This is a genomic window from Paracoccus aminophilus JCM 7686 (assembly GCF_000444995.1).
In the GTDB taxonomy this organism is placed as follows: domain Bacteria; phylum Pseudomonadota; class Alphaproteobacteria; order Rhodobacterales; family Rhodobacteraceae; genus Paracoccus; species Paracoccus aminophilus.
On record NC_022041.1, the window covers coordinates 1656397 to 1681831 of the forward strand.

21 protein-coding genes and 1 pseudogene are annotated in these 25435 nt (G+C 59.5%); 10 read left to right on the forward strand and 12 right to left on the reverse strand.

All coding sequences use genetic code 11. The annotated features are described in order from the left end of the window. Genes xdhB through guaD form a run of 3 tightly spaced genes read left to right on the forward strand, consistent with a single transcriptional unit; the run spans window position 1 to window position 4318 of the window. Complete coding sequence (gene xdhB / locus JCM7686_RS08225; RefSeq protein ID WP_041527220.1) at window positions 1-2304, forward strand: xanthine dehydrogenase molybdopterin binding subunit; 2304 nt, start codon at window positions 1-3, stop codon at window positions 2302-2304. Further along, window positions 2301-3038 carry a xanthine dehydrogenase accessory protein XdhC gene (xdhC, locus tag JCM7686_RS08230; RefSeq protein ID WP_020950396.1) on the forward strand — a complete coding sequence of 246 codons (738 nt, stop codon included), beginning with the start codon at window positions 2301-2303 and terminating at the stop codon, window positions 3036-3038. The genes xdhB and xdhC overlap by 4 nt, the downstream gene beginning before the upstream one ends. Beyond that, window positions 3035-4318: a guanine deaminase gene (gene guaD, locus JCM7686_RS08235; protein ID WP_020950397.1), complete on the forward strand. Its 1284-nt coding sequence runs from the start codon at window positions 3035-3037 to the stop codon at window positions 4316-4318. The genes xdhC and guaD overlap by 4 nt, the downstream gene beginning before the upstream one ends. Window positions 4319-4409: 91 nt before the next feature. On the opposite strand, the gene JCM7686_RS08240 is transcribed toward guaD, so the two are convergent. The 4 genes from JCM7686_RS08240 to JCM7686_RS08255 form a co-directional block, all read right to left on the reverse strand. After that, window positions 4410-4841 (reverse strand): hypothetical protein, encoded by a 432-nt coding sequence (locus JCM7686_RS08240; protein WP_041527221.1) that lies wholly within the window; start codon window positions 4839-4841, stop codon window positions 4410-4412. Between the two features lie 111 nt (window positions 4842-4952). Continuing rightward, complete coding sequence (locus tag JCM7686_RS08245; RefSeq protein ID WP_236635879.1) at window positions 4953-6113, reverse strand: hydantoinase B/oxoprolinase family protein; 1161 nt, start codon at window positions 6111-6113, stop codon at window positions 4953-4955. A 1-nt stretch (window position 6114) separates the two neighbouring features. Beyond that, entirely contained in the window at window positions 6115-8193 is a 2079-nt protein-coding gene (locus JCM7686_RS08250; RefSeq protein ID WP_020950399.1) for a hydantoinase/oxoprolinase family protein, read from the reverse strand. Between the two features lie 130 nt (window positions 8194-8323). Beyond that, window positions 8324-9046: an isochorismatase family protein gene (locus JCM7686_RS08255; RefSeq protein ID WP_041527736.1), complete on the reverse strand. Its 723-nt coding sequence runs from the start codon at window positions 9044-9046 to the stop codon at window positions 8324-8326. A gap of 156 nt (window positions 9047-9202) precedes the next feature. Here JCM7686_RS08255 and JCM7686_RS25015 point away from each other — a divergent pair, with 156 nt between their 5' ends. After that, complete coding sequence (locus JCM7686_RS25015) at window positions 9203-9778, forward strand: LysR family transcriptional regulator (RefSeq protein ID WP_020950401.1); 576 nt, start codon at window positions 9203-9205, stop codon at window positions 9776-9778. A gap of 7 nt (window positions 9779-9785) precedes the next feature. Continuing rightward, window positions 9786-10109 (forward strand): LysR substrate-binding domain-containing protein, encoded by a 324-nt coding sequence (locus tag JCM7686_RS25020; protein ID WP_020950402.1) that lies wholly within the window; start codon window positions 9786-9788, stop codon window positions 10107-10109. Window positions 10110-10866: 757 nt separating this feature from the next. Here the strand turns inward: JCM7686_RS25020 and JCM7686_RS08265 are convergent. After that, complete coding sequence (locus JCM7686_RS08265) at window positions 10867-11319, reverse strand: winged helix-turn-helix transcriptional regulator (protein WP_020950403.1); 453 nt, start codon at window positions 11317-11319, stop codon at window positions 10867-10869. 107 nt (window positions 11320-11426) lie between these two features. Here JCM7686_RS08265 and JCM7686_RS08270 point away from each other — a divergent pair, with 107 nt between their 5' ends. Then, window positions 11427-12668: an MFS transporter gene (locus tag JCM7686_RS08270; RefSeq protein WP_020950404.1), complete on the forward strand. Its 1242-nt coding sequence runs from the start codon at window positions 11427-11429 to the stop codon at window positions 12666-12668. A 53-nt stretch (window positions 12669-12721) separates the two neighbouring features. Here the strand turns inward: JCM7686_RS08270 and JCM7686_RS24925 are convergent, their stop codons facing one another. The 4 genes and pseudogenes from JCM7686_RS24925 to JCM7686_RS08285 form a co-directional block, all read right to left on the reverse strand. Continuing rightward, window positions 12722-12943 (reverse strand): hypothetical protein, encoded by a 222-nt coding sequence (locus JCM7686_RS24925; RefSeq protein ID WP_236635893.1) that lies wholly within the window; start codon window positions 12941-12943, stop codon window positions 12722-12724. Window positions 12944-13011: 68 nt separating this feature from the next. After that, on the reverse strand, window positions 13012-14007 hold the full coding sequence (locus JCM7686_RS08275; protein WP_020950405.1) for a serine hydroxymethyltransferase: 996 nt from the start codon (window positions 14005-14007) through the stop codon (window positions 13012-13014). Between the two features lie 18 nt (window positions 14008-14025). Further along, a pseudogene (locus JCM7686_RS08280) lies at window positions 14026-14436 on the reverse strand (amino acid ABC transporter ATP-binding protein); the annotation flags it as partial. A 275-nt stretch (window positions 14437-14711) separates the two neighbouring features. Next, window positions 14712-15680: a GlxA family transcriptional regulator gene (locus tag JCM7686_RS08285; protein WP_020950407.1), complete on the reverse strand. Its 969-nt coding sequence runs from the start codon at window positions 15678-15680 to the stop codon at window positions 14712-14714. 110 nt (window positions 15681-15790) lie between these two features. On the opposite strand from JCM7686_RS08285, the gene JCM7686_RS08290 reads away from it, so the two are divergent. Together JCM7686_RS08290 and JCM7686_RS08295 are read left to right on the forward strand one after the other, a co-directional pair. After that, the gene (locus JCM7686_RS08290; protein WP_041527740.1) at window positions 15791-16075 is read left to right on the forward strand and encodes a hypothetical protein; all 285 of its coding nucleotides are present in this window, start codon (window positions 15791-15793) and stop codon (window positions 16073-16075) included. A gap of 70 nt (window positions 16076-16145) precedes the next feature. Beyond that, window positions 16146-16835 (forward strand): GNAT family N-acetyltransferase, encoded by a 690-nt coding sequence (locus JCM7686_RS08295; RefSeq protein WP_020950409.1) that lies wholly within the window; start codon window positions 16146-16148, stop codon window positions 16833-16835. 155 nt (window positions 16836-16990) lie between these two features. Here JCM7686_RS08295 and JCM7686_RS08300 read toward each other — a convergent pair whose 3' ends face one another. The 3 genes from JCM7686_RS08300 to JCM7686_RS08310 all read right to left on the reverse strand — a co-directional run bounded on the left by JCM7686_RS08300 (window position 16991) and on the right by JCM7686_RS08310 (window position 21904). After that, window positions 16991-18367 (reverse strand): sulfotransferase family protein, encoded by a 1377-nt coding sequence (locus JCM7686_RS08300; RefSeq protein WP_020950410.1) that lies wholly within the window; start codon window positions 18365-18367, stop codon window positions 16991-16993. A gap of 114 nt (window positions 18368-18481) precedes the next feature. Beyond that, on the reverse strand, window positions 18482-19348 hold the full coding sequence (locus JCM7686_RS23925; protein ID WP_020950411.1) for a Stf0 family sulfotransferase: 867 nt from the start codon (window positions 19346-19348) through the stop codon (window positions 18482-18484). A gap of 15 nt (window positions 19349-19363) precedes the next feature. Then, complete coding sequence (locus JCM7686_RS08310; RefSeq protein WP_020950412.1) at window positions 19364-21904, reverse strand: glycosyltransferase; 2541 nt, start codon at window positions 21902-21904, stop codon at window positions 19364-19366. Window positions 21905-22172: 268 nt separating this feature from the next. Between JCM7686_RS08310 and JCM7686_RS08315 the strand changes: the two genes are divergently transcribed. Together JCM7686_RS08315 and JCM7686_RS23390 are read left to right on the forward strand one after the other, a co-directional pair. Next, window positions 22173-23702, forward strand: coding sequence for a tetratricopeptide repeat protein (locus JCM7686_RS08315; protein ID WP_148292591.1), 1530 nt, complete (start codon window positions 22173-22175; stop codon window positions 23700-23702). 1 nt (window position 23703) lies between these two features. Continuing rightward, a complete protein-coding gene (locus JCM7686_RS23390) occupies window positions 23704-24690 on the forward strand; it encodes a radical SAM protein (RefSeq protein WP_020950414.1) in 987 nt (328 codons plus the stop codon). Window positions 24691-25435 lie beyond the last annotated feature (745 nt).

A 25435-nucleotide genomic window follows, 5' to 3' on the forward strand; every position in this document is an offset into this window, starting at 1 on the left:
ATGAAACAGGATGTTCAGGTCAACGGTGCCGCGCATCAGTCGATCCAGCACGACTCGGCCGAGAAACATGTCACGGGCCGGGCCGAATATACCGACGATCTGCTCGAGCCAACTGGCACGCTTCACGCCGCTTTGGGGCTCTCGAAGATCGCGCATGGCAAGATCCTGTCGATGGATCTGTCGGCGGTGCGCGCCGCACCCGGCGTGCGGATGGTGATGACGCCCGAGGATATTCCCGGCGAAAACGATGTGAGCCCGAACGGGCTGCATGACGATCCGATCTTTGCGCCGGGGCTGGTGCAGTTCTGGGGCCAGCCGGTCTTTGCCGTCGTGGCCGAGACCCGCGATCAGGCCCGCCGTGCGGCCGCCTTGGCGCGGATCGACTACGAGACCCTGCCCCACGCGCTCGATCCGATTGCGGCACGCGATGCGGGCATGGGTTATGTCTGCGAGCCGCTGACGCTGAAACGCGGCGAGGCGCGCGAGGGGTTGGATCAGGCACCGCGCAAGATCACGGGGCGTTTTACGGTCGGCGGTCAGGATCACTTCTATCTCGAGGGCCAGATCGCCATGGCGATCCCGGGCGAGGATGACGAGGTCACGATCCATGTCTCGACCCAGCACCCGTCCGAGGTCCAGCATATGGTCGCCCATGTGCTCAATGTGCCCTCAAGCGCGGTGGTGGTGAACGTGCGCCGGATGGGTGGCGGCTTTGGCGGCAAAGAGACCCAGATGAACCTTTTCGCCTGCGTTGCCGCGATTGCCGCGAAAAAGCTGGGCCGCGCGGTGAAGATCCGTCCCGACCGCGACGATGATATGGAGGCCACCGGCAAGCGCCATGATTTCGTGATCGATTACGAGGTCGGCTTTGATGACAACGGCAAGATCCATGCGGTCGAGGGCGACTTCTATGCGCGCTGCGGCTTTTCGGCGGATCTTTCGGGGCCGGTCACGGACCGTGCGCTCTTTCACGCCGACAATGCCTATTACTATCCCGATGTCGAATTGCGCTCGCATCCGATGAAGACGAATACCGTCTCGAACACTGCCTTCCGCGGCTTTGGCGGCCCGCAGGGCGTCATCCTCGCCGAGCGGCTGGTCGAGGAAATCGGCTATGCGCTTGGCCGCGATCCGCTCGAGATCCGCAAGGCCAATCTCTATCAGAACGGCCAGCTTACCCCCTATCATCAGGCGGTCGAGGATCAGATCCTGCCGCGCATCTTTGACGAGCTGGAGGCCGCGAGCGATTATCACGCGCGCCGTCAGGCGGTGCTCGACTGGAACGCCAAGGGCGGCGTGATCCGCAAGGGGATCGCGATCACCCCGGTGAAATTCGGGATCAGCTTTACGGCAACCTGGTTCAACCAGGCGGGCGCGCTCATCCATATCTATAATGACGGCTCGCTCCATCTCAACCACGGCGGCACCGAGATGGGTCAGGGTCTGAACACCAAGGTGGCGCAGGTCGTGGCCGAGGCGATGGGCGTCAATATCGAGCGCATTCGCATCACCAAGACCACGACCGAGAAAGTGCCGAATACCTCGGCGACGGCGGCCTCTTCGGGCTCGGATCTCAATGGCATGGCCGCGCTGGATGCCTGCACCCAGCTTCTCGACCGCCTGACCGCCTTTGCCGCTGAAAAATGGGGCGTGGCGCGTGAAACCGTCTCGATCGGCGAGATCTGCTATATCGGCGACGCGCAAATGTCCTTCGCCGAATTCATCCGCGAGGCCTATATGGCGCGGATCCAGCTCTCCGCGGCGGGCTTTTACAAAACCCCGAAAATCCATTGGAACCGCAAGACCGGACAGGGCCGCCCCTTCTATTACTATGCCTATGGCGCGGCCTGCGCCGAGGTTTCTGTCGATACGTTGACCGGCGAATATGTCGTCGAGCGCGTCGATGCGATCCATGATGTCGGCCGCAGCCTGAACCCGATCCTCGACAAGGGCCAGGTCGAAGGCGCCTTCATTCAGGGCATGGGCTGGCTCACGACCGAAGAGCTCTGGTGGGACGACAAGGGGCGGCTGCGCACCCATGCACCCTCGACCTACAAGATCCCGCTGGCCTCAGACCGGCCCAAGATCTTCAACGTCAGCCTCGCCGATTGGTCGGTGAACCGCGAAAAGACGATCAAACGCTCGAAAGCCGTGGGCGAGCCGCCCTTCATGCTCGGGATCTCGGTCTTCGAGGCGCTTGGCCATGCCGTCGCCTCGGTTGCCGATTACCGCGAATGCGCAAGGCTCGACGCGCCCGCAACGCCCGAGCGCGTGCTCATGGCGATCGAGCGGTTGCGGCGATGATCCGCGTCCGGGTCACCTCGGCCAAAGGCTCGACCCCGCGCGAGGCGGGCGCGGAAATGTTCGTGCTCGCCCATGCCACGCGCGGCACGATCGGCGGCGGTCAGCTCGAATATATGGCGATTGACCGCGCGCGCGCCATGCTGGCGCGGGGCGAGCACCACAGCGAGATGAACATCCCCCTCGGCCCCGAAATCGGCCAATGCTGCGGTGGTCGCGTTGCCCTCAGCCTCGACGAAATCGCAGAGCTTCCGGCCGAGCCCGAAAAGCCGCGTGTCTTCATCTTCGGGGCAGGCCATGTTGGCCGCGCACTCGGACGCGCGCTCAAGCTTCTGCCAATCGCGCCGCTTTTGATCGATCAACGCATCGAAGAACTCGCTCAGGCCTCGGACCTGCCGACCCGCCTCAGCGTGCTGCCCGAAGCAGATTTGCGCGACGCCCCCCAGGGAAGCTCTTATCTCATCCTGACCCATGACCACGCCCTCGATTTCCTGCTCGCCGCCGAGGCCCTCAAACGCCAGGATGCCCCCTATATCGGCATGATCGGCTCAGCCACCAAACGCGCCCAATTCCAGCGCTTCGCCCGCAGCCAAGGCGTCGACCCAAGCCGCCTCACCTGCCCGATCGGCGCAGGGGCTTGCCATGACAAGCGCCCCGAAATCATCGCCGCGCTGACCGCCGCCGAGCTGATCACAAGGCTCACCTCCCCGGTTTCTTCATCAGAAAAATACCCATGAAACATCTCATCCGAGGCCGGACTCTCAGCTTTCACGCGGATCCGGCAACCACCGAACATGCCTATCGCTACATCGAAGATGGCGCGATCGTGGTCGAAAACGGCAAGATCCTTGCGATCGGCGGCTATGAAGATCTTGCCGATGCGGCTCTGCCCGAAACCGATCACCGTCCGCATCTGATCCTGCCAGGCTTCATCGACACCCATCTGCATTTTCCGCAAGTGCAGGTGATCGCAAGCTGGGGCGCCCAGCTGTTGGATTGGCTCAACATCTATACTTTCCCCGAAGAGACCCGTTTCGCCGATCCCCGGCACGCGACGCGGATGGCGGGCAAGTTCCTCGACCTGCTGCTTTCCCATGGCACGACTTCGGCGGTCGCTTTCTGCTCAAGCCATAAAGCCAGTGCGACCGCCCTCTTCACCGCCGCCGAAGCTCGCAATATGGCGATGATCGCGGGCAAGGTGATGATGGACCGCAATGCGCCCGCGGGCGTGCTCGACACGCCGCAGACAAGCTATGACGACAGCCTCGCGCTCATCCGCGACTGGCATGGGCGCGGTCGCCAGCTTTACGCGATCTCTCCACGCTTCGCGATCACTTCGACCCCGGGCCAGCTCGAAGCGGCGGGCGCTTTGGCGCGAGAGTTCCCGGATTGCCATATCCAGACGCATCTGTCGGAAAACAAAGCGGAAATCGCCTATACGCTCGAGCTCTACCCGCAGGCGCGCGACTACCTCGATATCTATGAAACCTATGGCCTGCTCAGCCCCAAGACGCTTCTCGGCCATTCGATCCATCTTGAGCCGCGCGAGATAGCCCGCATGGCCGAGACCGGCAGCCGCGCGGTGTTCTGCCCGACCTCGAACCTCTTTCTGGGCTCGGGCCTCTTTGACGCCGAGGGTTTGCGTGACGCTGGCGTCGTCAGCGGCATCGCCACCGATATCGGCGGCGGCACCAGCTATTCGATGCTGCAAACCCTGAATGAGGGCTACAAGATCTTGCAGTTGCGCGGCCAGAAACTTCACCCCTTCGCCGCTTTCCATTGGGCCACGCGCGGCAACGCCTTGGCGCTCGGCCTCGAAAACCGCATCGGCACGCTTGATCCCGGCACCGACGCCGATTTCGTGATCCTCGACGCCCGAGCGACCCCCGCCATGGCACTGCGCATGGAGCGCGCCGAGACCCTCGCCGAAGAGCTTTTCGTGCTGCAAATCATGGGAGACGACCGCGCCGTGGCCCAGACCTATGTCGCTGGAAAGCCGATGCTGACGCGTGGGTAAGGAGATGCTGCCAAAAAAAGGGGAAGCATGCGCAAACGGAAGCAATAGCGTGCGCAAAGGCGTCGAGAGAAATTTGCGCGGGTCGCTTGATTTAGGTGGGCAGATGGGCGACGTCGGCGCGGGAGTAGATCCTCGCGCTGCCGCCTGTCGGGCATATCCCGCTGGCATCCAGCCGCGCTTGAAGCTCGCTCCACGCCAGACGCGCTGTAACGCCCAGAGTGCGAAAACTGATAAACTGATCATGGAATGCCGCGCGGTCGGCGGCGCTCATCCGCACCTGCGCTCCGCCTCGCAGCCCGCGCACCTGCCGGCAGGAAAGGCCATTCCGGCGAACAAAGGTCAGGAACTCGCTCGGCCGCAACCCTTGCGAATAGGCAAAGGCATCCAAAGAAATCGCCTCACCTTCCTGCCCGACATGCCCGAGATTCACCAAAACGGAAGCAAAGCCCGAGCGCTGCACATATTTGCCCACCCGCGCCAACCGGCCAGAGCGAATGCTTTCAATAATCTCGGGAAAGGTCATCTCCAATCTGGCCGATGCTTCGCTCAGACTGCACCAATCATGTATGGCCACGTAAATCGGTTCGGCACCGAGCAAAAGCTCGTCGATCAGATCCTGCGCTGCCCAAGAGTGTCAATCGGCACGCAAAACTGACCCCTTATCGGCGCGCAATATTGACCCCCTTGATGCGGTTTGCGGCGGGGCCAGCGCCCGGATAATCAGGTCAATCATGCGATTGCATTGCGTGAAACGCGCCTCGGCCGAGGCAGGCGCACGCGGGTTGAAGATCGACCCCAGCGGTGCCGTCACTTTGATCGGCCGAAATGAGCCTTCATTTGAGGGCGCGCGCATGTCTGAGGTCGCGGAATCCAGCAGCAATTTGCGGAACGCCGCGAAGGCAGCAACCTTGGTCGAGCCCTCGAAGGGAACGTTATAGGCCGTCGGGGTCTGATCGGCCGAGCCGGTCAGATCGACCTCGACCTCGTCGCCCCGCACGCGCAAAGTGACCATGACCTTCAGCCGCTTGTCGCGGTTGCGACCATCATCATCAAGCCAACCCTCGGCGCTGTAATCGCCATCGGGGATCTCCGAGATCCGATTTCGGGTCAGTCGTTCAGCATAATCCATTAGCTGATTGGCGGCGGAGAAGACCACATTCTCGCCGTATTTCTCGATCAGTTCGACGAAGCGCTTGGCGCCAAGCCGGGCCGAGGCGACCTGCGCCTCGATATCCATGACCAGCTGACCCGCCGCCCGCGAATTACGGCGAATATAGTTCCACATGGCATTGTTCGGCTCGCCCTTGCGGTAAAGCTTCGTGCCAGCAAACAACATCCCCTCGGCATAGACATCGGGAACATCGATAATCAGACCCGGCGTCGCCGCACCGATATCGACGTGATGCGCGGTATTTCCGGCAAATCCAATCAGGCGGTTGTGCAGAAAAATCGGAACCACGATCGCAAGATCCGGCGTGTGCGAAGAGCCATAATAGGGGTGGTTGTGGACGACCACATCGCCCTCGTACCACTCGCCATCCTCGAGCGTTTCGGCAATCCCGCGCAGATAGGCAGGGATAGAACCGATATGCATCGGCGTCGATTCAGATTCGCATAGCGTATTGAAGTTTATGTCAAAAAGACCCGCACCAAGATCCTGACTTTCGCGGATAATCGAGGAAAAGGACATTCTATAAAGAACATGGCCCATTTCCTCGGCGATGGTTTCAAAGGCACCACGGATCACTTGCAAGGTGATTGGATCGACTTCGGTGATTTTGCTCATGTCGTTCATGTCATGCTCCCAAAGTGCGGATGCGGGTGTTGCCATAGTCCAGCGTCTCGGCGACGTAGCCGGGCGGAACCAAGGTGGTCGAATTGTGCTGGATCAGGATCGCCGGGCCGGGCACCTTGTCGCCTGCGAAAAGCTTGGTGCGGTCATAGCGCGGCGTTTCCAGCGTCTGGCCGTCGTCGAAAGTCGTCGGACGCACAAACATCAGTGCGCGATCGATGCTGGTGCCGTCCGCCTGGGCGATCTTCGGGATCTCGATCCGACGGACCGAGGCCGATCCAATGACCCGCACGGTGATCAGCTCGACCTCGGCCTCGGGATAGGCATAGCCGTAGTCGCGCTTATGGGCCTCATGGAAGCTATCGGTGATCTGGCGCTTGTTGTCCTGCGTTACCTTGCCCTCTGGCATGTCGGCCCGCAGCTCGAACCCCTGCCCCTGATAGCGACATTCGGCGATGACCATCAGCTGCTGGTCAGCACGGGGAATATCGTCGGCGTCAAGTTCGGCCTGCACCCGCGTGCGAAGCGTGGTGACAACGGTGTTGATACGCTCGATCTCTTGGTCCGTCGCCTTGTTTAGCTCAACCAAACCCGCCTTTGTGTGTTCGTATTGCAAGTCGGTCTTCAGCAAACCGACCGCCGCTGTGATACCGGGCGCGACGGGAACGATCACGTCACGGGCAGATACCGCCTCGGCCAAAGCGACTCCATGCAGCGGGCCTGCCCCGCCAAAAGGCATGATCGAGAATTCGCGCGGGTCCAATCCGCGCGCGACGGAGTTAGATCGGATTGCCAGCGCCATATTGTTGTTGATGATCCGAATAATCCCAAGAGCCGCGTCTTTGACCGACATGCCCAAGGGCTTTGCGATCTTTTCTTCGACGGCCTCTCTTGCAAGCTGCGCATCAAGACCAAGATCGCCGCCAAGCGCCATATCCGGGTCAAGACGGCCCAGCACGATCTGCGCATCGGTGACGGTTGGCTCGACCCCGCCACGTCCGTAACACGCAGGCCCCGGCTCGGACCCGGCAGAGCGCGGCCCGACGTTGAATGCGCCCGCCTCATCGATAAACGCGACAGATCCTCCACCCGCGCCAATCGTCACCAAATCAATCATCGGCGTCAAAACTGGATGCCCGGAGACATAGGTATCGCGCGGGTTCATGATCTTGACCGCGCCACCGGGAATGGTCGAGATGTCGGCAGACGTGCCGCCAATATCGACAGTGATGATGTTCGGGACGCCGGCCATATCCCCCTCAGAGGCGCCACCAATCACGCCCCCCGCAGGCCCCGACATCAGAATGCGGACGGGACGGCGCGCACAGGCATCGACCGTCGAAACCCCACCATTTGACTGCATGATCCGCAGTTTCGAGGTAACGCCCGCCTCGCGCAGTTTCGCATCAAGATCGCGCAGATAATAGGCCGTCTTGGGGCCGACATAGCAATTCATGGCCGCCGTCGAGAAGCGCTCGTATTCGCGCATCACATTCGCCAGTTCGCTAGAGATGGTGACGTAGGCTTCGGGCATTTCCTCTAGGACGATCTCCTTGGCGCGCTGCTCATGGGCATCGTTGAGGAAGCTGAACATGAAGCCGATGACGATCGAATTGATCCCGCGCTTCCGGAAAAGCGTGCAGGCACGACGCACCGCGTCTTCATCCAGCGGGGTCTCGATCAGACCCGCAGGCGGAAGAATGCGTTCAGGGATCGAAATCCGGTTCCGACGCTTGACCAGGGGCTGGCTTTGCCACGGCACGTCAAAATGCAGCGAGAAATTATAGGGGCGTTTGTGACGACCGATATGCAGGATGTCGCGGAACCCCTCGGTGGTCAGCATCCCGCATTCGCTGCCGTTATGCTCGATCGTGATATTCGTTGCCGTGGTCGTGCCATGGACGATCAACTCGACCTCTGCGGCCTCGATCCCTGCCCGTTCGCAGATCCCGCGCACCCCGTCGACCACGCCAATCGATTGATTTTTCAAGGTCGTTGGGACTTTGTGATAAAAGACACCCTTCGAGCATTCCAGCACGAGATCCGTATTCGTGCCCCCCACATCGACGCCAATTCTGGCCATATTCCTCCTCCTTCATTCACCGGCACTTGGGCACGCCGAAGGGCGCGACGTTTCCGAACCGGGCGCATGGCCGGGCATTCTGCCCCGGATCAGTGATCCTCGCGCCCAAGGCTGGACGCGAGGTGGGCGCTCACTCTGCGGCGACGGCGGTCTGGGCGAGGCCATCGATATAGGCGACGCATTCATCGACGGTGTGGACGTCGCCGAATTTCGCGTCGATATCGAAAAGGTTCCAGGCAACCGCCCCCGGCACGCGATCTCCGATCGCTTCCTTGACCGCGATGGTGCGGAAGCCGTCGGCGATGCCATCGCAGATCGTCTGACGCACACAGGCGCAGGCGGTAACGCCGGTCACAAGGATCGTATCGACGCCATTCGCCCGCAGAATGCCCGCAAGTTCAGTGCCGTGGAAGGACGAGGCGCGTTTCTTCAGCAGCGTATATTCACCCGGCACCGGTGCGATGCGGCTGTCGATGGCCCAAAGCTCGGGTTTCGCCAGATCGACGACATCGACCGGGATCTTGTCGTGCCAAAGCCCCATATCTGTGAAAGGCGCATTGCGATCGGTGATCTCATAGGCGGTGGTGACATGGATCACCGGCAGGTTCTGCGCGCGGAACGCCTTCAAAAGCTTCTGCATGCCGGGAATGATTTCATTATCCATCTTCTCCTGATCGCAGGTGAAGGGATTGCCGGGACGGGTCCAGGCATTTGCCAGATCGACACTGACCAGCGCCGGACGCTTGCCGAAACCGACACGGCGCTGAAAGCCGCGATCCTGATAAAGTTTGCTTGCCGTGTCAAAAGCCTGCTGCAAAAGCCGGTCGAGTTCCTTGGCGTCAACGTCGCTCATCTTCTTCTCCTTGATATGAAGCATCGGCGGGATCTCACCCGCTTGCCGTCATAATCAGGTCATGATTGACGCGACGGAATTGGTATGTGAGCAATTATTATTGCAAAAAATGCATCAACGATACCGACCGCAATCGCATCCAGAAAGTTCCCGCCTATGCTCGACGCCGAGGGCCTTGACCTGATCAGATCCTTTCTGATCGTTGCCGAGGAATTGAACTTCCGCCGCGCCGCGGAGCGACTGAATCTTGATCAATCCGCTCTTACGCGCCGCATCCAGAAACTGGAGCAAAACCTGGGCTTTCGTCTGTTCGAGCGCACCACCCGCGAGGTCGCCCTGACCCAGGCGGGACGTTCTTTCTATACGGATAATAGCCTTCTGATCTCGCGCTACCGCGAGACGATTGATGCGGCCCGGCGCATCGCCGAGGGCAAGACCGGTCATCTGCGGCTTGCCTATATGGCCTTTGCTGCAACGGAATTGATGCCCTCGGCCATGGCCCGGTTTCGTCGCTCGCACCCTCATATCCAAGTGTCCCTGAGCTATATCCGCACGCAGGGACAAAAACTTGCGCTCGCCAATGACGAGATCGACGCAGGCTATCTGATCGGCCCCTTCGTTCACCCCGACTTTCAGACGATGACGCTGACAGAAGAGCGCCTGTACGTGGTAACCCCACGCAACCACGCGCTGCTGCGCAAATCGATCATCACGCCTGGCCGATCTTTCTGACCTGCCCATGATCTTGGGCGACATGAAGGAATGGGGAGAGTACCGCTGGCGTCTGGCCAACCTGTTCATTGAAGAGGGAATTGAGCTTGATGTCGTCCTCGAGGCATCCAACACTTTAGCGCTGATTGGCCTTGTCGCGGCGGGCCTGGGGATTACCATCTACCCCGAAAGCCTCATTGGCTTCATCGGTCGCAGCGTCGAGGTGCGGCCAATCATTCACCCGATGTTCAAATCCGAAACCGCACTGGCGTGGCGCCGCAGTAATCATAGCAAGCAATTGCGCGCCTTTCTTGATATTGCACGCAATCTTGTGCCGCGAGCAACGATATGAGCGTTCATCGGCAAAAAGCACCACAATCCAGCGGCCAGTCATTTGCCGTGGCTCGCGCCCCCGCGGCTCGCTTCATCTTCGCCCTGCGCGGATAGCGCCAATGGCCGTGACGCTATGATCTGATCTTAGGCCAAGGCACGAAGAGCGCGCGCGCCGCGGCGGACCAGTGCCAGTGGCCCGGGGGGTGCACGCGGGCACATACGCGGCAATCTTACGCCAGAACGGGCAGGCGATAGCGCCACCAAGGCTTGCTACCCAGCCCTGCCCCCAAAGCGGTGATTTCTTCCGCGTCGCGATGCGTCGGACAGAGGACTGATCATGAACCCCACGACCTCTCAACCTTTTAACGTCGAAGATGATGCCACCGCCGGATATTGGTCAAATCGGCCAGAGAACACCCTGCTTGCGCCTGATATGATGACTGCTCTGCCAGCCGAAGTGCAACATCATGATGCTCGAAACGGTCCTATCGCTGCCACAGAGGCTCGAGCCAATCCCCGTGGCGCGGACAGGTTCGGGCCAGTTCCAGTATCCAATCACCCCGGACGAAGCCTCGGCCGATCTGGGCCGAAATGCCTTCATCCCAGCAGATCGGCCCCCCGATCTCCGAGCTACAGAAGGCTTCTGCAGAAAAGCTCTCCGCGCAGCACCACTCCCCTTGTTCAACTTCATGCGGGGTCGCTATGCGCAACGCGTTGCAGTCAGCTCCAGATATCTCTGCCAGGCGCTCGCGTGCAGCTTCCCAACCGATTGCGCCTCACTTGCCGTCGGTCTTGCGCAGCTCGGTATCGGCCCACTCCAAGGGGCGACCGTCTTGGGCGCGAAGCTCAAGCCCGGCGACAGGGAGGGCGGTTTCGCGATCAATCAGCGCGGAATGCGGCTCGCCCTCGGGGTAGAGATGGCCTTCGCCCCATTGGCGCAGCGCGACGATAACCAGAAAGAGACCGCGCCCCTTGGGGGTCAGGACATATTCCTTATAGGCGCTGCCATCCGAGGCCGGGGCGGTTTCCAGAATACCGCGCTCGGTCAGGTCGCGCAGGCGCGTCGCCAACATCCCTTTGGCGATGCTGAGACCGGTTTGAAATTCGCTGAACCGGCGCACGCCGTCGAAGGCATCGCGAATGATCAGCAATGACCACCAGTCGCCAATGACATCAAGCGCCCGCGCGACCGGACAATCCGCCGTCTCGAACCTGATCCGCTTGACCATGGCATGTCCTCTTTTCGCGTCAAAACTGGTTCTAAAATAGAACTAGATTCGCATCGCCGCAAGTGGTCTCATTATGAAACCAGCTTCGATTTCGGAAAGAGAATACCATGTCGGACCAGACAAAGCGCAGATCGATGACCGAAGCGGGGGCGGGCCTGTCGAGAACAACGACACTGGTTTTCGCCCTTGCGGCGGGGCTGAGCGTGGCGAACATCTATTTCGCGCAGCCCCTGCTGGACTCCATGGCGCAGGATTTCGGGCTGCGGCCCGCCTCTATTGGCCTGATCGTCATGCTGACGCAGGTCGGATATGGGCTGGGGCTGATCTTCCTCGTGCCGCTTGGCGATCTGGTCGACCGCCGCCGCCTGATCCTCGCGCAGGGCCTGCTATCGGCGTTGGCGCTGCTGGCGGTTGCCACGGCGAGGACCGAGGCGATCCTCTTTGCCAGCATGGCGACAATGGGCGTGCTGGCGGTGAGTGTTCAGGTGCTGGTGTCCTATGCAGCGACGCTGGCCACCCCCGCGCAGCGCGGCAAGACGGTTGGCATGGTCACGAGCGGGGTCGTGATCGGCATCCTCGGCGCCCGCTTCGCGGCCGGAATCCTCGCCGATCTCGGGGGCTGGAGGTCGGTCTATCTGACCTCGGCCGCCCTCACGCTGGCAATGGTCGGCCTCTTGCTGCGGGTTCTGCCCCGGCAGGCGGCACCCGACAGCGCCGAGGGCTATCTTGCGACCTTGCGCTCTATCCCGATCCTCTTCCTGCACGACCGGATTCTGCGGTTGCGCGGCATCCTTGCCTTGCTGATTTTTGCGGCCTTCAGCACCTTTTGGACCGCGCTGGTCCTGCCGTTGAGCGCCGCGCCTTTCCATTACTCGCATAGCCAGATTGGGCTGTTCGGTCTCGTCGGCATGGCCGGAGCGATTGCTGCAGGCTCTGCGGGCAGGTTTGCCGATCGCGGGTTCGGCGCTTGGACAACCGGCATATCGCTTGTGCTTTTGCTCGCCTCTTGGGGGCTGATCGCGCTTCTGCCGGTGTCTTTGCCCGCGCTGCTGATCGGTGTCGTGCTGCTCGATCTGGCGGTGCAGGCGGTGCACGTGACCAATCAAAGCATCATTTTCGAGCGCCACCCCCAAGCGCGCAGTCGTCTGGTCGGCGGCTACATGGCGTTCTACTCGCTTGGCAGCGCGATCGGCGCCATTGGAGCGACGACCGCCTTTGCCCATTCGGGCTGGGCGGGCGTCTCGGCGCTCGGCGCGGCATTCAGCGCGCTGGCCCTGATTATCTGGACCGCTGCGGCATGGTCGGGCTCGCAGTCGCGGCAAGAAAATCTTCGCTGTAAAGCGGACTGATCGGCAACGATGGGGTATGCCACCTTGTAGCGTTCGTGCGTTGAGATCGTCCTTTAAAGGTCCAGCTTTGCCTGTCCGAGGGCAGGCCTGCCCGTCCTCTGCCAGTCCGGCCATTTTCTGACCCTCAGTAAGCCCCTCGAAGCCCGAAACCTGCATTCGGATATCTTGCGGCATCCTACCTTAGACCGTCGGCACTGTTCCCCATCAATCACATGTTCCTTCCCGGTAATGCTGCTGGCGTGGCCCGAGGCGAGGAAGGCGGTGAGGTTCGCGATCTCCTCCGGGTCGAGGGACGTCCGAGAGAGATACCGCCGAGGCTGCCCATGATCATCCGCTTTCTAGCCTATCGGTGCCCGCCGCATCCGCCAACCGCTCGGCTAGCCGCAGAATGGCTTCGGTGGCGATCCAGCCCGGCGCAACCCGGACGACGCGACCCGCACGACGCGGCCTCCTTTTGGCGCCACCTCTTCTGACAGGCTCTTGCGATAGGCCGAAAGCGCGGCCTTGGCACTTGCATATCCGGCTCGGCGGCTTCGCGCAGCGACATCAGCATCTGCGGCAGGCGGCCATTGTCGCCATTGGCCATGAAACGGCGGTCGATGAACTCGGCCAAACGCGCGCCGTCTTTGGGATCGCGCCCCATGACCAAGGCATGAGGGCGGCCCGGGAAGGTCTTGTAGGTCGAGCTCGTCATCAGATCGATGCCCGCCGCAAGCGGATTGGGGAAGGTGCCGCCCGCAATCAGCCCCAGCACATGCGAGGCGTCATAGATCGTCAGCGCCCCGATCTCGCGCGCGGCCTGAACCACCGGGGCGAGGTCATCGGGCCGCAAGATCACCGAGCGGCCCAGCATCACCATGGCCGGTTTCTGGGCCCGGATATCCTCAGCAGCCCGTGCGGCATCCATCCTCAGATTGGCCGCGTCGAAGGGCAGATCCCGGACCTCCAGCCCGGCGAGCTCGGGCGTGCCGCCGCGCCTTTGGCTGAGATGCCCCCCATGCGCCGCCGCCGGCGCCAGCAACAGCGCGCCGGGCGTGCCAAAACATTGGAAGACCGCGAGGTTTGCCATGGTGCAGGACGGCAGACGCGGCTCGGCCCAACTCGCCCCGAACATCGCACAAACCCGGTCGCTGATCTCCTCCTCCAAGGCCGAGATCAGCGCGGTGCCGGGTTGTTCCTTGAGATGGCTGGGACCCATTGCGGGAAAGGCCGAAAGCGCAGGCGAATAGGCCGCCAAAATCGCCGGAGACGGCAGGTTCGCGCCCGCATAAAGCACCGTCTTGCTCGACAACTCGGCCAGATCTGCTGCACTGCCATGCAGGTGGATTTGCGTGATCATCATGTCCTCAATCTGCCGTCAATGGCCAAGGATTTTCGAAAGGAAAAGCTGCGCGCGCTCGCTGCGGGGCGTGCCGAAGAAATCGGATTTATCGGCGTCCTCGATGATTTCACCGCGATCCATGAAGATCACGCGGTCGGCCACTTTGCGGGCAAAGCCCATCTCATGGGTCACGACCATCATGGTCATGCCCTCGCGGGCAAGCTCGACCATGACATCAAGCACCTCGTTGATCATCTCGGGGTCGAGCGCAGAGGTCGGCTCGGCAAAGAGCATCGCAATCGGGTCCATCGCCAAAGCGCGCGCAATCGCCACGCGCTGCTGTTGGCCGCCCGAGAGCTGACCCGGAAACTTCTCGGCATGGGCGCGCAGCCCGACCCGATCGAGCAGCGCAAGCCCCTTGGCATGGGCCTCGTCCTTGCTCCGGCCATCCTTTCGGTCGGCCCGGCGAAGAGATCTATGCCGACGTGACCCAAAACTTGGCGTTCGTCTTCGACAACGGCAGCCACGCTGGGGCAAACTGGATATCCGTAGCCGCACGCGGCGATCTCGGCCAGCGACAGGCGGAGAGTTCCCAGCGTGTAGCCATCGAGCTTCGCGGCCATGTCGGCCAGTTTCGCGTCGACGGCCTAAGGGGTCCGGCGCTCGTCTTCGGCCCGCGCGCGTTCCTCCATGAACTTCAGCCACACGGAGCTTGCCTTCCGTCACTGCAGTCCTGCCTGCCCGGCACGGATCGCCGTCACCCCATAGCCGAGCTTGCGACGCAGCAGATTGCGCAACGCCGTGGCATCGGCATATCCGACCTCTTCCGCGATCACCTCAAGCGGCACGCCCTGCAAAATCAGCCGGCGTGCCTGTTCGATCCGCAGGTCCTGAAAGAACGCAAGCGGTGACTTGCCCAGCACGGCCTCGGTGCGGCGCTGCAAGGTGCGGCTATGGACATGTAGCGCATCGGCCGCGGCCTGCAGATTGAACCCTTCGGCCAGATGAGCATGGCACCAGCGGTCGAAGCGCTCGATCAACGGATCGGCATGGGCGAGAAAGTCCGGGATGATGTAATCGGCCTGAGAGCTGCGCGTATCGATCAGCATGAAGCGCGCGACCCGCGCGGCAAGGTCCGGGCTGTTTTGCCGCACCAGCCAGAGCGCCAGATCGACATGCCCCAGCATCGCCCCCGCCGTCGCGATCTGGTTCGAATAGCGCACCAACCGCGTCTCATCGAGCTTCACCTTCGGGTAGCGCTGGCGAAAGAACGGGGAAAGCGACCAGGTCGTCGTGGCCTCGGCCCCATCGAGAAGCCCAGTCTCTGCGACGATGAAGGTGCCGGTACAGGCGGCGGCGATTTTCGCGCCGCCGTCGCGGCTCGCTTGAATGAAGGATTTGGCGGGGCCCAGATCTTCGCGCAGCAAGGCCGCCGTCAGCGGCTCGGGCTGCTTGGCCGCAAGCGCGGGGACGATCACCCAGTCGGCGGGTGCCATCGCGTCATAGGGCTGGGTCTCGATCGCAAAACCAAGGCCCGTGCGCACGGGCGCGCCATGCCCGGCCAGCGAGACCTCAAAGCGCGGGTGTGGGCCCTGTTCGTCATCGAGATCATTGGCCATCGACAAGATATCGAGCATCGCGGTCAGCCCGGTGTCAAAGACCTGATCGAGCACAAGGAGGGTCAGTTTCATCGCCAGCCTTTGTCGTAAACGGTTTCATTATTGTCATATGTGAACATATTCGAGCGTCGTCAATCGCCCTAGATTGCAGGCCTTCCAACCCGGATTTCAGGAGATCCATGATGAAGGTCCTTGCCATCGGCACGCTGCAACCGCTCTCGGACGAGCAATCCGCGCGCATTTTTCCCGATGAGGTTCCCGCGACGCTGAAGCTTTATCTCGGCGGCAAGCTCGAGCAATTTTGGCTGCGCTACGGGATGAAGGGCGCGGTTTTCCTGCTGAATGTCGCGGATCAAGAGGAGGCCGAGACGTTGATTGGCGCGCTGCCCCTGACGCAGGAGGGCCTGCACCGGTTCGAGTATTTCCCGATCGGCCCGCTCTCGCCGCTTGGTCTGCTGATCCAATAGGCTGCGACCCCACCAACGCCCGCCGCATGGATTGCGCGGCGGGCATCCCCAACAGAAGAAGAGAGCGCCCATGACCCGTTCAGACCCCCATCCGCTCGACAATCCCGCCTGGTCTGCGCTGACCGGTCGGCAGGCCTCTCTTGGCGAAGGCGGCGCATTCGCGCGTCGGTTTCACCCCGAGGTCTCACCCTTCGCTGCCATCGCCGCACCGACGCCGGATTGTCTGGACGCCTTGGCCGGGCTGCTGCGCGCAGATGAGACCGCCTTGCTGATCGCCGACGGTCCGCTGCCCGAGGTCTCCGGGGTGAAAAACACGCCGCTCTTTGAGGTCGTGCAGATGGTGGAGACTTCCCCAGCCGAGATCGCGCCTGACCGCGATATCCAAAGCCTCACCGCTGCGGATGTGCCCGAAATGATGGCGCTGGCCGAACGCACCAAGCCGGGGCCTTTCGGCCCGCGCACCGGCGAGATGGGGCGCTATCTCGGCATCCGCGACGAGGCCCGCTTGATCGCCATGGCCGGCGAGCGGCTGCAATTCGCCGGCCATCGCGAGATCAGTGCCGTTTGCGTCGATGAGGCATTCCGCGGCCGTCGCCTTGCCCAACATCTGATGACCGCGCTGCGCCGCGAAATCCGAGCCAAGGGCGAACTCCCCTTCCTGCATGTGCGCTCCGACGCCCCGCGCACCCAGCGGCTTTACGAACACATGGGCTTCGCCCCGCGCCGCAGCTTTACAGTGCATCAGATCGGTTTGGTGTGATCACTGGGCCTTCTGTACGCAACCTCGCGGGTTCAAACTGCAGGGCGACAAGCCCGCTCAGTCGTGAAGGATCCCGGCAGGCTGAGACTTCCGCGTCGTAGCCGGGCCCGATCATGCGGTTGGTCGAGGATTGAGATAGTTGGGACGTTTCGGCGTCAGCTCAATCTCTTGCGCTTGGCTCTCCGCAAGTGATCGGCAATTCGGCGCAACGGACCAGTAACTCGCCAACTTCTTGATTTCAGAAGAGCGTCACGATTTGCCTCTGCAACAATGACCCTCGTCAAAAGCAATTCCTGGTCTTGTTTGGCAACGTCCATAATCTCGGTTAGTCGGTCAAGGTCTTTCTCGCGGTCCTGCACTTTTCCTTGCGCCGCGACCAGCTCGAGCTTTGTTATCGCAAGCGCAGCGCGAATTGCCTCGAGTTTGGTTTGATCCTTTGCGCTGGCCGCAGAAACGGCGGCGGCGACCGCTTTGATCGCCACGGTTTTCTTGAGATTTTCTGCGATCTCTTTCTGGCAACTCTCGACCTCCTTCTTTGCCAGAGCAATCTCAAGAGACATCTTCCGATTGGCCTCTGCAGCCGATTGGGCATTTTTGACCAACCCCTCAAACATCGGTTCCGCATCATTAAGGGCAGTCCGGATGGCATCCAGCTTGAGGTAGTCCCGGGAATTCTCGCCCTCTGCCGCCCAGTTTTCCATGATGTCGAAAGTTTTCTGGACCCATGGCGAGATTTCTGGATCAGAAAGCCTTAGTTCCGTCGGCTCGGAGAAGTGCCGCAGCTCGGGACTGATGAACTCATTGAGCTCGCTATCAGCCACCTTAAATTCCTGCGACCAGAGGGAACCTAATCTCACTCGGACTTGTGAGACAAGGCGCGCCGGATTTTCGAGGAGTCCGGCATAGCTGACGAAATCTCGAGATTGGCCGCGCGTGGTCACCTCTGCATCCAGGACATGGCGAAGCCAAAGCAGAAGCCCTAACTCTTTGCTAAAGCCATTTCGCTTCGCAAGCGATGCAGCGACCTCCAACGGATTGCGATGAATATGCACGATATTTGGACAATAGTTTGCATCCCTTAGCACCTCTAACCAGAATGCCGCAAACCGGCATATTCGAGGATCCTTGAAAACGAAAAATGAGGATGTGCCGAACTCCTCCGATAGTGTATCCAAAGCCCGTGTCCGAAGCGTGCTTTCCTGCACCGCATCAAGGCGGCCGACTTTGAGCGCGGTCCAGTCATGCCAATTAGATCCGGCAGCCGCCAATAGCGCGTCATTGACCTCCACGATGAGGCTGCTCTCAAAAAAACTCTTCGGATTTTCATCGCCCGCAGGGATTGGCGTCTTTGGCGGTGTGCAGCCGGCCAAACAAAACAATCCACTAAGCGCCGAGGTCCCCGAACGATGCATTCCGAGAACCAGCAAGCAATTTCGAGGGCTGGCGCGCACCTCCTGGCAAGAGCGTTGCGCGAAATCTTCTTCTGTCGAATTTTGTGATGCGGCTGCATCCTCAGAAACGTTATTCGGCATTGGGATCAATTCCTGATACTCTCGGCGATGAAGATCAAAAAGATCCATCCGCTAAATTGATACTTCCCACCCTTGAAAGCCCCACTCGACAACACGATGATTGCCGCGTTGATGTCAACTTTGACGTAAACGCCATTCACCGCGAGCGGCGTTGATTTCATCAACGAACGCCGCATTTTCGGCATAAAATCGCTCCGCGAACTCATTGTTTTTGCGGGTTGCAATTTTTCGATGATCTGACAAAGTATCCTTGAGGATAAAATTCTCCAAGCCAAGCGTTTCGGCGATAAGGCTTGCGGTACCTCTTGCGCCTGTCGCGGTCATCTCTTCGTAAGACAGACGCATCACAGATAAGCCAAAGTCATGGATCATTTTCTCTGTGCCTGTTTCAGCGGCATGTATATGGCAGATCCAACCCTTTATACGTTCCGCATCATAGTTATAGATAGTGTCGCTGTTTTCAATTTGACGCGCGTCGCTCTGTGCCGCATGGTGGACGTTGGTCTGAACCATTTTGTCCAAGGATATCCCTTGAGCGACGATATCGTCTCGGGTTAGCCAGAAGAAGGTTGCATCTTGAAATCTCGCAATGAAATCTTGCGTTGACTTAAAGACCGCCATAAGTTGGTGATAGGTAATTTCGAATCCAAATATGTCACCATGGCATTGATGCCGACTGATCGCTTCGACAAACTGATCGAGATTTCGCGCCCCTTTATCTCGTGAGCTCCGCGGCATGAGTGAGGGATTGAACCACTCCTCTGGAGTTCCCAAGACTTGTGTCTTGGATAGGATGCTCGTCAGCCAGCTACTTCCACTTCGAGGTGTAAACAGGATGGCATACGTCTTGGACGGCGCCGCCACCTTTGTCCAATAGTTGTATTTTCCTTGATCAGCATTTGGATCAAAAATATTATCGCTCATTATTTCAACAGTTTCCAATCGCATTGCCGGTGTTCGATTGGTAGAAAAAGCGAACATCTTCTCTGACCTTTATCATGACACGCATAACTCTTGAACCTCCTCATTCAGAAGCATATCCAAGACCTCATCCGGATCTGCACCTGATTCAACCAGAGGAATCACGCCGCCCCGGCCCGAAACCGCAGCCGCAGCGCGGATTGCGTCGCCCTGCGCTCCCAGATCGAAACCAAAAACTGGCAAACCGGTCGCAAGCGCCTCATGGGTCGTATAAGAGAAAGTCTCTGGCCAAATCGATGGTATCAGCCAGCGAGTAATCCCGTAGCGAGCAACCAGAGCGGGGATATCCTGCACCCGGTAATCGCCATGGATATGCGCCGAGGCGGCCAAAGGATAGGCCGGCTCCGTATTACCCAGAACCACCAAGCGGGCACGTCGGTTTTTGACCAGTTCCTGAGACAGGTCACGCAGCACCGTAATGCCTTTTTGATAGCCGATATTTCCAAGCACGCCGATCACCGGAACGCCGTCTTTCGTCTTTCTGGGCGTGATCGGCGGGACGTCGTGCAGCAGGCGATGCGGTGTGACCGTCAGTTTGGCCGCCACGTCCGGATAGGCTAGACAGACGAGGTTACGGCTATTCTCGGAAAAGACCGTGATCAAGCTGGCGGCCTCGAGCAGCGTTCCCCATGCCTTGCGCCAATCGTTCAGGGTGACGATGGTTCCGTCATCACGAATGACAGTATGCGCGGGATCGCTGTTATGGGACGTGGGCACTCCGCGATAAATGCCATCGCTTTCCAATAGGGTATAGCTCGGGCTAAAGATCAGATAGTCGTGCACCAGAACCTCGATCCGGTCATCCGGCCCCCGCGCCAGAGAGATCAGGACTTCGGGCATACTGACCGCGTCTCGATCGCCGACCGCGCAAGAGTAGATGATCCTACGGGCCGGAAGCAGCCCCAGCAGGCGGCGGACGAAATCGGTGCTATCAGTCCCGCCGCGGGTAATGCCTTCGGCGCTGTGCAGCTCAATCTGCCAGCGCGAGAGGCCCCCCACACGTAAGATCACGGCACTTGCACCAGTCTTCAGGTCGGTTTTTAGACGGTCTTGCAAGTAGTGCTCGGCGCCGCCTCCCATATCATGGGCCAGATAGACTGGAACGGCGCCCTTCTGACGCTTCCCTGCCCAGGCCAAAGCGAGAGCGAGGCGTGCTGTGTTCAATGGATCCTGACGGATGAACTCCTGCACTTCAGCATCGTATCGGGGGTAGCGGAGGCTGACAATTTTACTGTTGTCCCGGACGAGCCGCAGTTTATCGGCTGAGCCGAAAGAGCTGCCGCCGCGATGCTCGACAAACAAACCACCATGCCCGAGATGACGCCCTCCCAGATGGCGGGCCCGCTGGCACCAATCGACCTCTTCGCCATAACCGCGGCCAAAGCCTGCATCCAATTCCGGCAATTTGCGCAGAAATTTGATATTGATCGCCATGCAGAACCCAACCCCTGTCGGAGCATCGGCCAGATCTGCGCCGGGAAAAAACCGCGCCGCGACCTCGTCGATGGCATCGGCCTCTCCGGCAAAGAGGTGCGCGCGCTTGCAGATGACGGGAACGTTGAAGATCTCGGCATCATTCGACATCGGCGTTACCGTGGCGACATTGTCGTGCTCTAGAAAGGGCCGGATCAATCGACTGGCCCAACGCGCAGGCACAAAGGCATCCGAGTTGAGCAAAACGACGTGGTTCCCAAACGGCAGCGCAGCCGCGAAAGCTTTGTTCACCGAACCGATAAAGCCGAGGTTCGTGTCATTTTCGAGCACAGTGACCCGTGCCGCCACATTCGAACTCAGCCCCGCCCGCCACGCCCGCAACCACGGCCGCACTTGAGGATCCGACGAGCTATCCTCGATGAGGATCAGTCGCCAGGGCAGATCGGTGTGGCTCACCACGCGCGCCAAGACCTCTGGCAGGAGGTCGAAGGCATTATACACCGGGATGACGATGGTTATCCCGGTCCGGAGAAGTTCGCCTGGCAAGCGGTCCTTGACCGCCACATCCTCCGCAAAGATCAAGTCGTTGAGCTGTCTGGACCGGGGAACGGTGTTTAGCTTCAGCGCGCTTTTTATCCGGGCGGCCGACTGAGGGTCGCGGTGCAAAAGCCAACGCACGCCCGCAGGAAAGACGCGTATTGTGTCCCGCAGGAAGGGGACAAACTGTTTTCGGCGCATCGTCTTTAGTTCGCGCGACGCGACCTGGGGCAAGGCCTGCATATAGCGGATATCGCCCACATCCGACCAGAAGACGGTATGATCCAGACTGAGCGGCATATCCAGCATGAAACCCGGTGTCTTGCCCCGGACATCGGCAAACTGTGTTTCAACGTCGTCGCGCGTCAGATTGGGCGCGCATTCGACGGTCTGAACGCTATTGGCGAGCCCAACCCGGTCGGACAGGGTCCATCCTTCGACCCAGAGGCGACCCTCGCGGATCGTGATGCGATCGATATGACCAACGCGCTTGCCGAGGTTGTCCAAGAGCGGAAAGCCCGATTTCTGCATCGTCGCGTGTCGGCTGGCATAAAGCCGAAACAGGCCGAGGATTCTGCTGATCACGGGTCTTATCCTTTGGGTGTGAGGAGAGCTCTCCGAGCTCTCCGCCGGGAGCGTCTATATTTATATTAATTAATTCAGATAGTTAATCGAACGCCACCAACGCACCACTGGCTTGCGCCCTTCGGAATCGATGGATCTGCCAGAGCGTCCCGAAGCTGAACAATCATTGCTGGTTGACAAAGAGCCATGCAGCTCATGTTAATCGCCTTAAAAGGTTTCTTAAGCTCATAAAAACCCGTATGAGCAGAGTCAAATTCAACATTGCACAGTGGGTAAAATTCTCATGCCATCATCGGAACACACCCCTGGCGCACAGCCGCTCGATCAGGCAGAAGCGCTCCTGCATGCAGGAAGACCACGTGAAGTGATCGACTTCTTGCTGGACCTACCGGCTCGCACGGTACTCGTGCCGCGCGCGCAAAACCTGCTCGCCTTGGCCTATCTCCGAAGCGGCGATACGATCTCCGCGCTGCGTGCCATAGATCTCGCGCGTCTATTTGGCGCCAGTGAGATTAGCCTGATGAAGCTGAACTGCACGGTATATCGGGCACTAAAGGACTGGCGGCGGCTTGATGAGACGCTTGAATTGATTGTCGCGCGTGCGCCTGCGGAAGCACAGATCCGCTATCAGCTAGCGATCCGCCTGCTTGCAACCCAAAAGCTGCCGCGCGCGAAGCATCATGCGATGATTCTGCTCCAATCCGGGGCGCGCTCCGATCTCGCCGAAGAGCTGCGTTACCGCATCGCCATGACCGAGGATGATACCGAAGCGGCACTCGATGCAGTAAAGACCATTGTCGCACAAGGAGAGATCTGGCCGGATCTGCCTAATCTTGTCGGCCTCTTCGTGCAGCTCCCTGCCTCCGAGCGCGCCAATCTAGCGCGTGATATTCTTGCCAAATGGCCCGAACAGCTTCCGAACCTTGGCACCTATCTTGAGGCAGGCGGTCTACAACCCAAGGTAATGCCCCCCGAGCAACAGGCACTGATCTTGGCTCTGGCGGGCCAACGCCAACCGGCACTTGAACTTCTGGATGAAATGAAAGGCAACGGGAATCCCGATTGGTCTGAGATCCACCAAATCGTGCAATCTTTGCCTGATGCCAATCAATATCAGCGCCCGTTGATCGAAGACGACGGCAGCAATGTCATCATCAGTCATACGGGAAACTCTAGGGTGACACTTCTGGTGTTTACGGGGCTTGCCGATCGCGCTGGCATGCCGATTCAAGTGCTGGATTCTTTTTGCGCTGCGCTCGGACATTCTGCGGTCTATTTGCGCGACAGCACGCGGACTCTGTTTACCTCTGGAGCGCCCGAGCTTGGAGCAAATCAAGAGGAAACTTTGACGGCGTTGAGCGGAATTCTGAATAAGCAAGGAACGCAACACTTGTTGTGCTTCGGAAGTTCCGCGGGAGGATTTGCGGCGGTTCGCTACGGTATAAAGTTGGGAGCAGCGCATATCCTTTGCGCTTCAGGAGCGACGAATATCAGTACCGATTTCATGACAGCGGTCGGAGACTCGCGCGGCAAACTCGTTGTAACGCGGCTGAATAAACTTGTGCCAGCCGAGGATCGCGACCTGTCGCAGGATATTCTTTCGGCGGGCGGTGAATGCCGAATAGATATGTGGTATGGCGCAAATTCCCCAAAGGACGTAGCGCATGCAGAGTTTATCCGAGATCTGCCGGGTGTTACGTGCTTCCCGATCCCCGATTTAGATCGGCATAACACGAGTCTTCCCATCGTCGCAGGCCGTATCTTTCAGGAATTCTTGGGCATAAGCTCCGTAGCGTGATATGACCTCTCCAGATCTGATCCAGCATCAACATATCGGGCGTCTTCGGACAAGCAATTACGACATCAGCAACACCTGCAATCTGACCTGTGAGGGTTGCCTCTACTTCTCGGGAGCCGGGCCAGAGATCGACCGCGCCGAATCCGATTTGGCGAAATGGCGAGATTTTTTCTCTGCCGAAGCGCTGCGTGGCATTAATTTCGCCTATCTTGGTGGCGCAGAACCATCACTTTACCCTGATCGCATCAGAGCATGCCAAGATTCGATTCCTTTTGGCGTAATTTTTACAAATGGAATCAAAAAGGTAGAATCAGATATCCGCTATCGCATTCACGTCTCCATCTGGGGTAACGAAAGTCGGTCGCAACTGTATCGCGGCGCCAGCTCGAACCGAAAGGCCATGCGCAATTATGCCGGAGACCCGCGCGCGCTTTTCGTGATGACGCTGAACTCGTTTAATCTTGCTGAGATCCCGGAGGTTGTTCAGGCATGCAAAGATCATGGCCTGGCGCTGACCTTCAGTCTATTTTCTTCGACCATCGAATATGAGAGAAACCTCAAATCCGGGCAGCAATCCAAAGGCAGTTATTTCCGCTTCAGCTCTCCGCAAGCTGATATGCGCCTTGATGATACAGGTCTGCAGACCGCCCGCACGGCTATTCTTCAGGCCTGCAAGGACTTCCCAGAGACCGCAAAAATCCCGCCTGAGTTTGTGGACTGGATGACACAGCCAGATAGTCTCTATCAGCTTGATCAAGATGGTATCGCAACCGACTGCGGCAATCGTCTGACGCGGCATCACGCCCATTACAATGCCGATCTAACGAAAAACTCTGGAAAATGTTGTGCTCCGAATATCGATTGCCGCTCCTGCCGGGCCTATGCGATGTCCTATGCAACCTATTTCAGCCGTCGAAAACAGATGCCCAAGGAATGGGAGCGGGTCTGGCATTTCTGGCGCGACCACTTTCTTCCTCTTACTGGTTAAACAGAGCAAGGCAGTCATTTAGGCTCACAACAAGGCCATTTTACGTCGATTCTCCCGGCACGATGTCGCACCAGCGCATCCCTGCGCATTCCTGCCATTAGAGTGTGACGCTCGTCGTAATCAGACGGGTAGTCCTTCGACTGATGAATGAAAGGGTAGACCAGCGCAACATGTAAGCTCAGCATTTTTTTTGGTTCTCAGGTTTTGGCTTTATGACTAGCAAGGTCGCGTCACTGATGAGGGTGATTTGGGGCTTGAAATCCCGTCGCGCGAGCAGCGAAGAGCATAATCTTCCGCTAGGCTGAGACTGATCTTTAAACCCATCTCGATGGTGGTGCCACCTTCCAAGTCGCTAGACCACTCTGAGCGGGGTCATATCCCAGCCGCCGCTCTCCCGTGACAATTTCCACCGGTCTCGACCTTTGCGGTTGTCGGCGGTGCCAGAATGCCGAAGCTCCCCGAACCGATCGAGACGTCAGGCCTGGAGGGACGGAGCCTTTTGGGCGAGGGCAGCGATGAGCGCTTGGTCGCGAGCGGGCCATGGCTACAGCGACTCGGTCAGGACAGCAGGTTTGTTCGTCGTTTTTTTTTCGAGAAACGCGAGCAGAGATCAAATCAGACGCTGCGAATGACCAATTGGACCGTCTTATGTAACGCGGTGGCTGGAGCGTCCTCCTTGATTGGGACCCCGGCGCGGTTCGGAGATCAACCGCCATATTTGCATTAGCGCGCCCCTCTGCTTCCT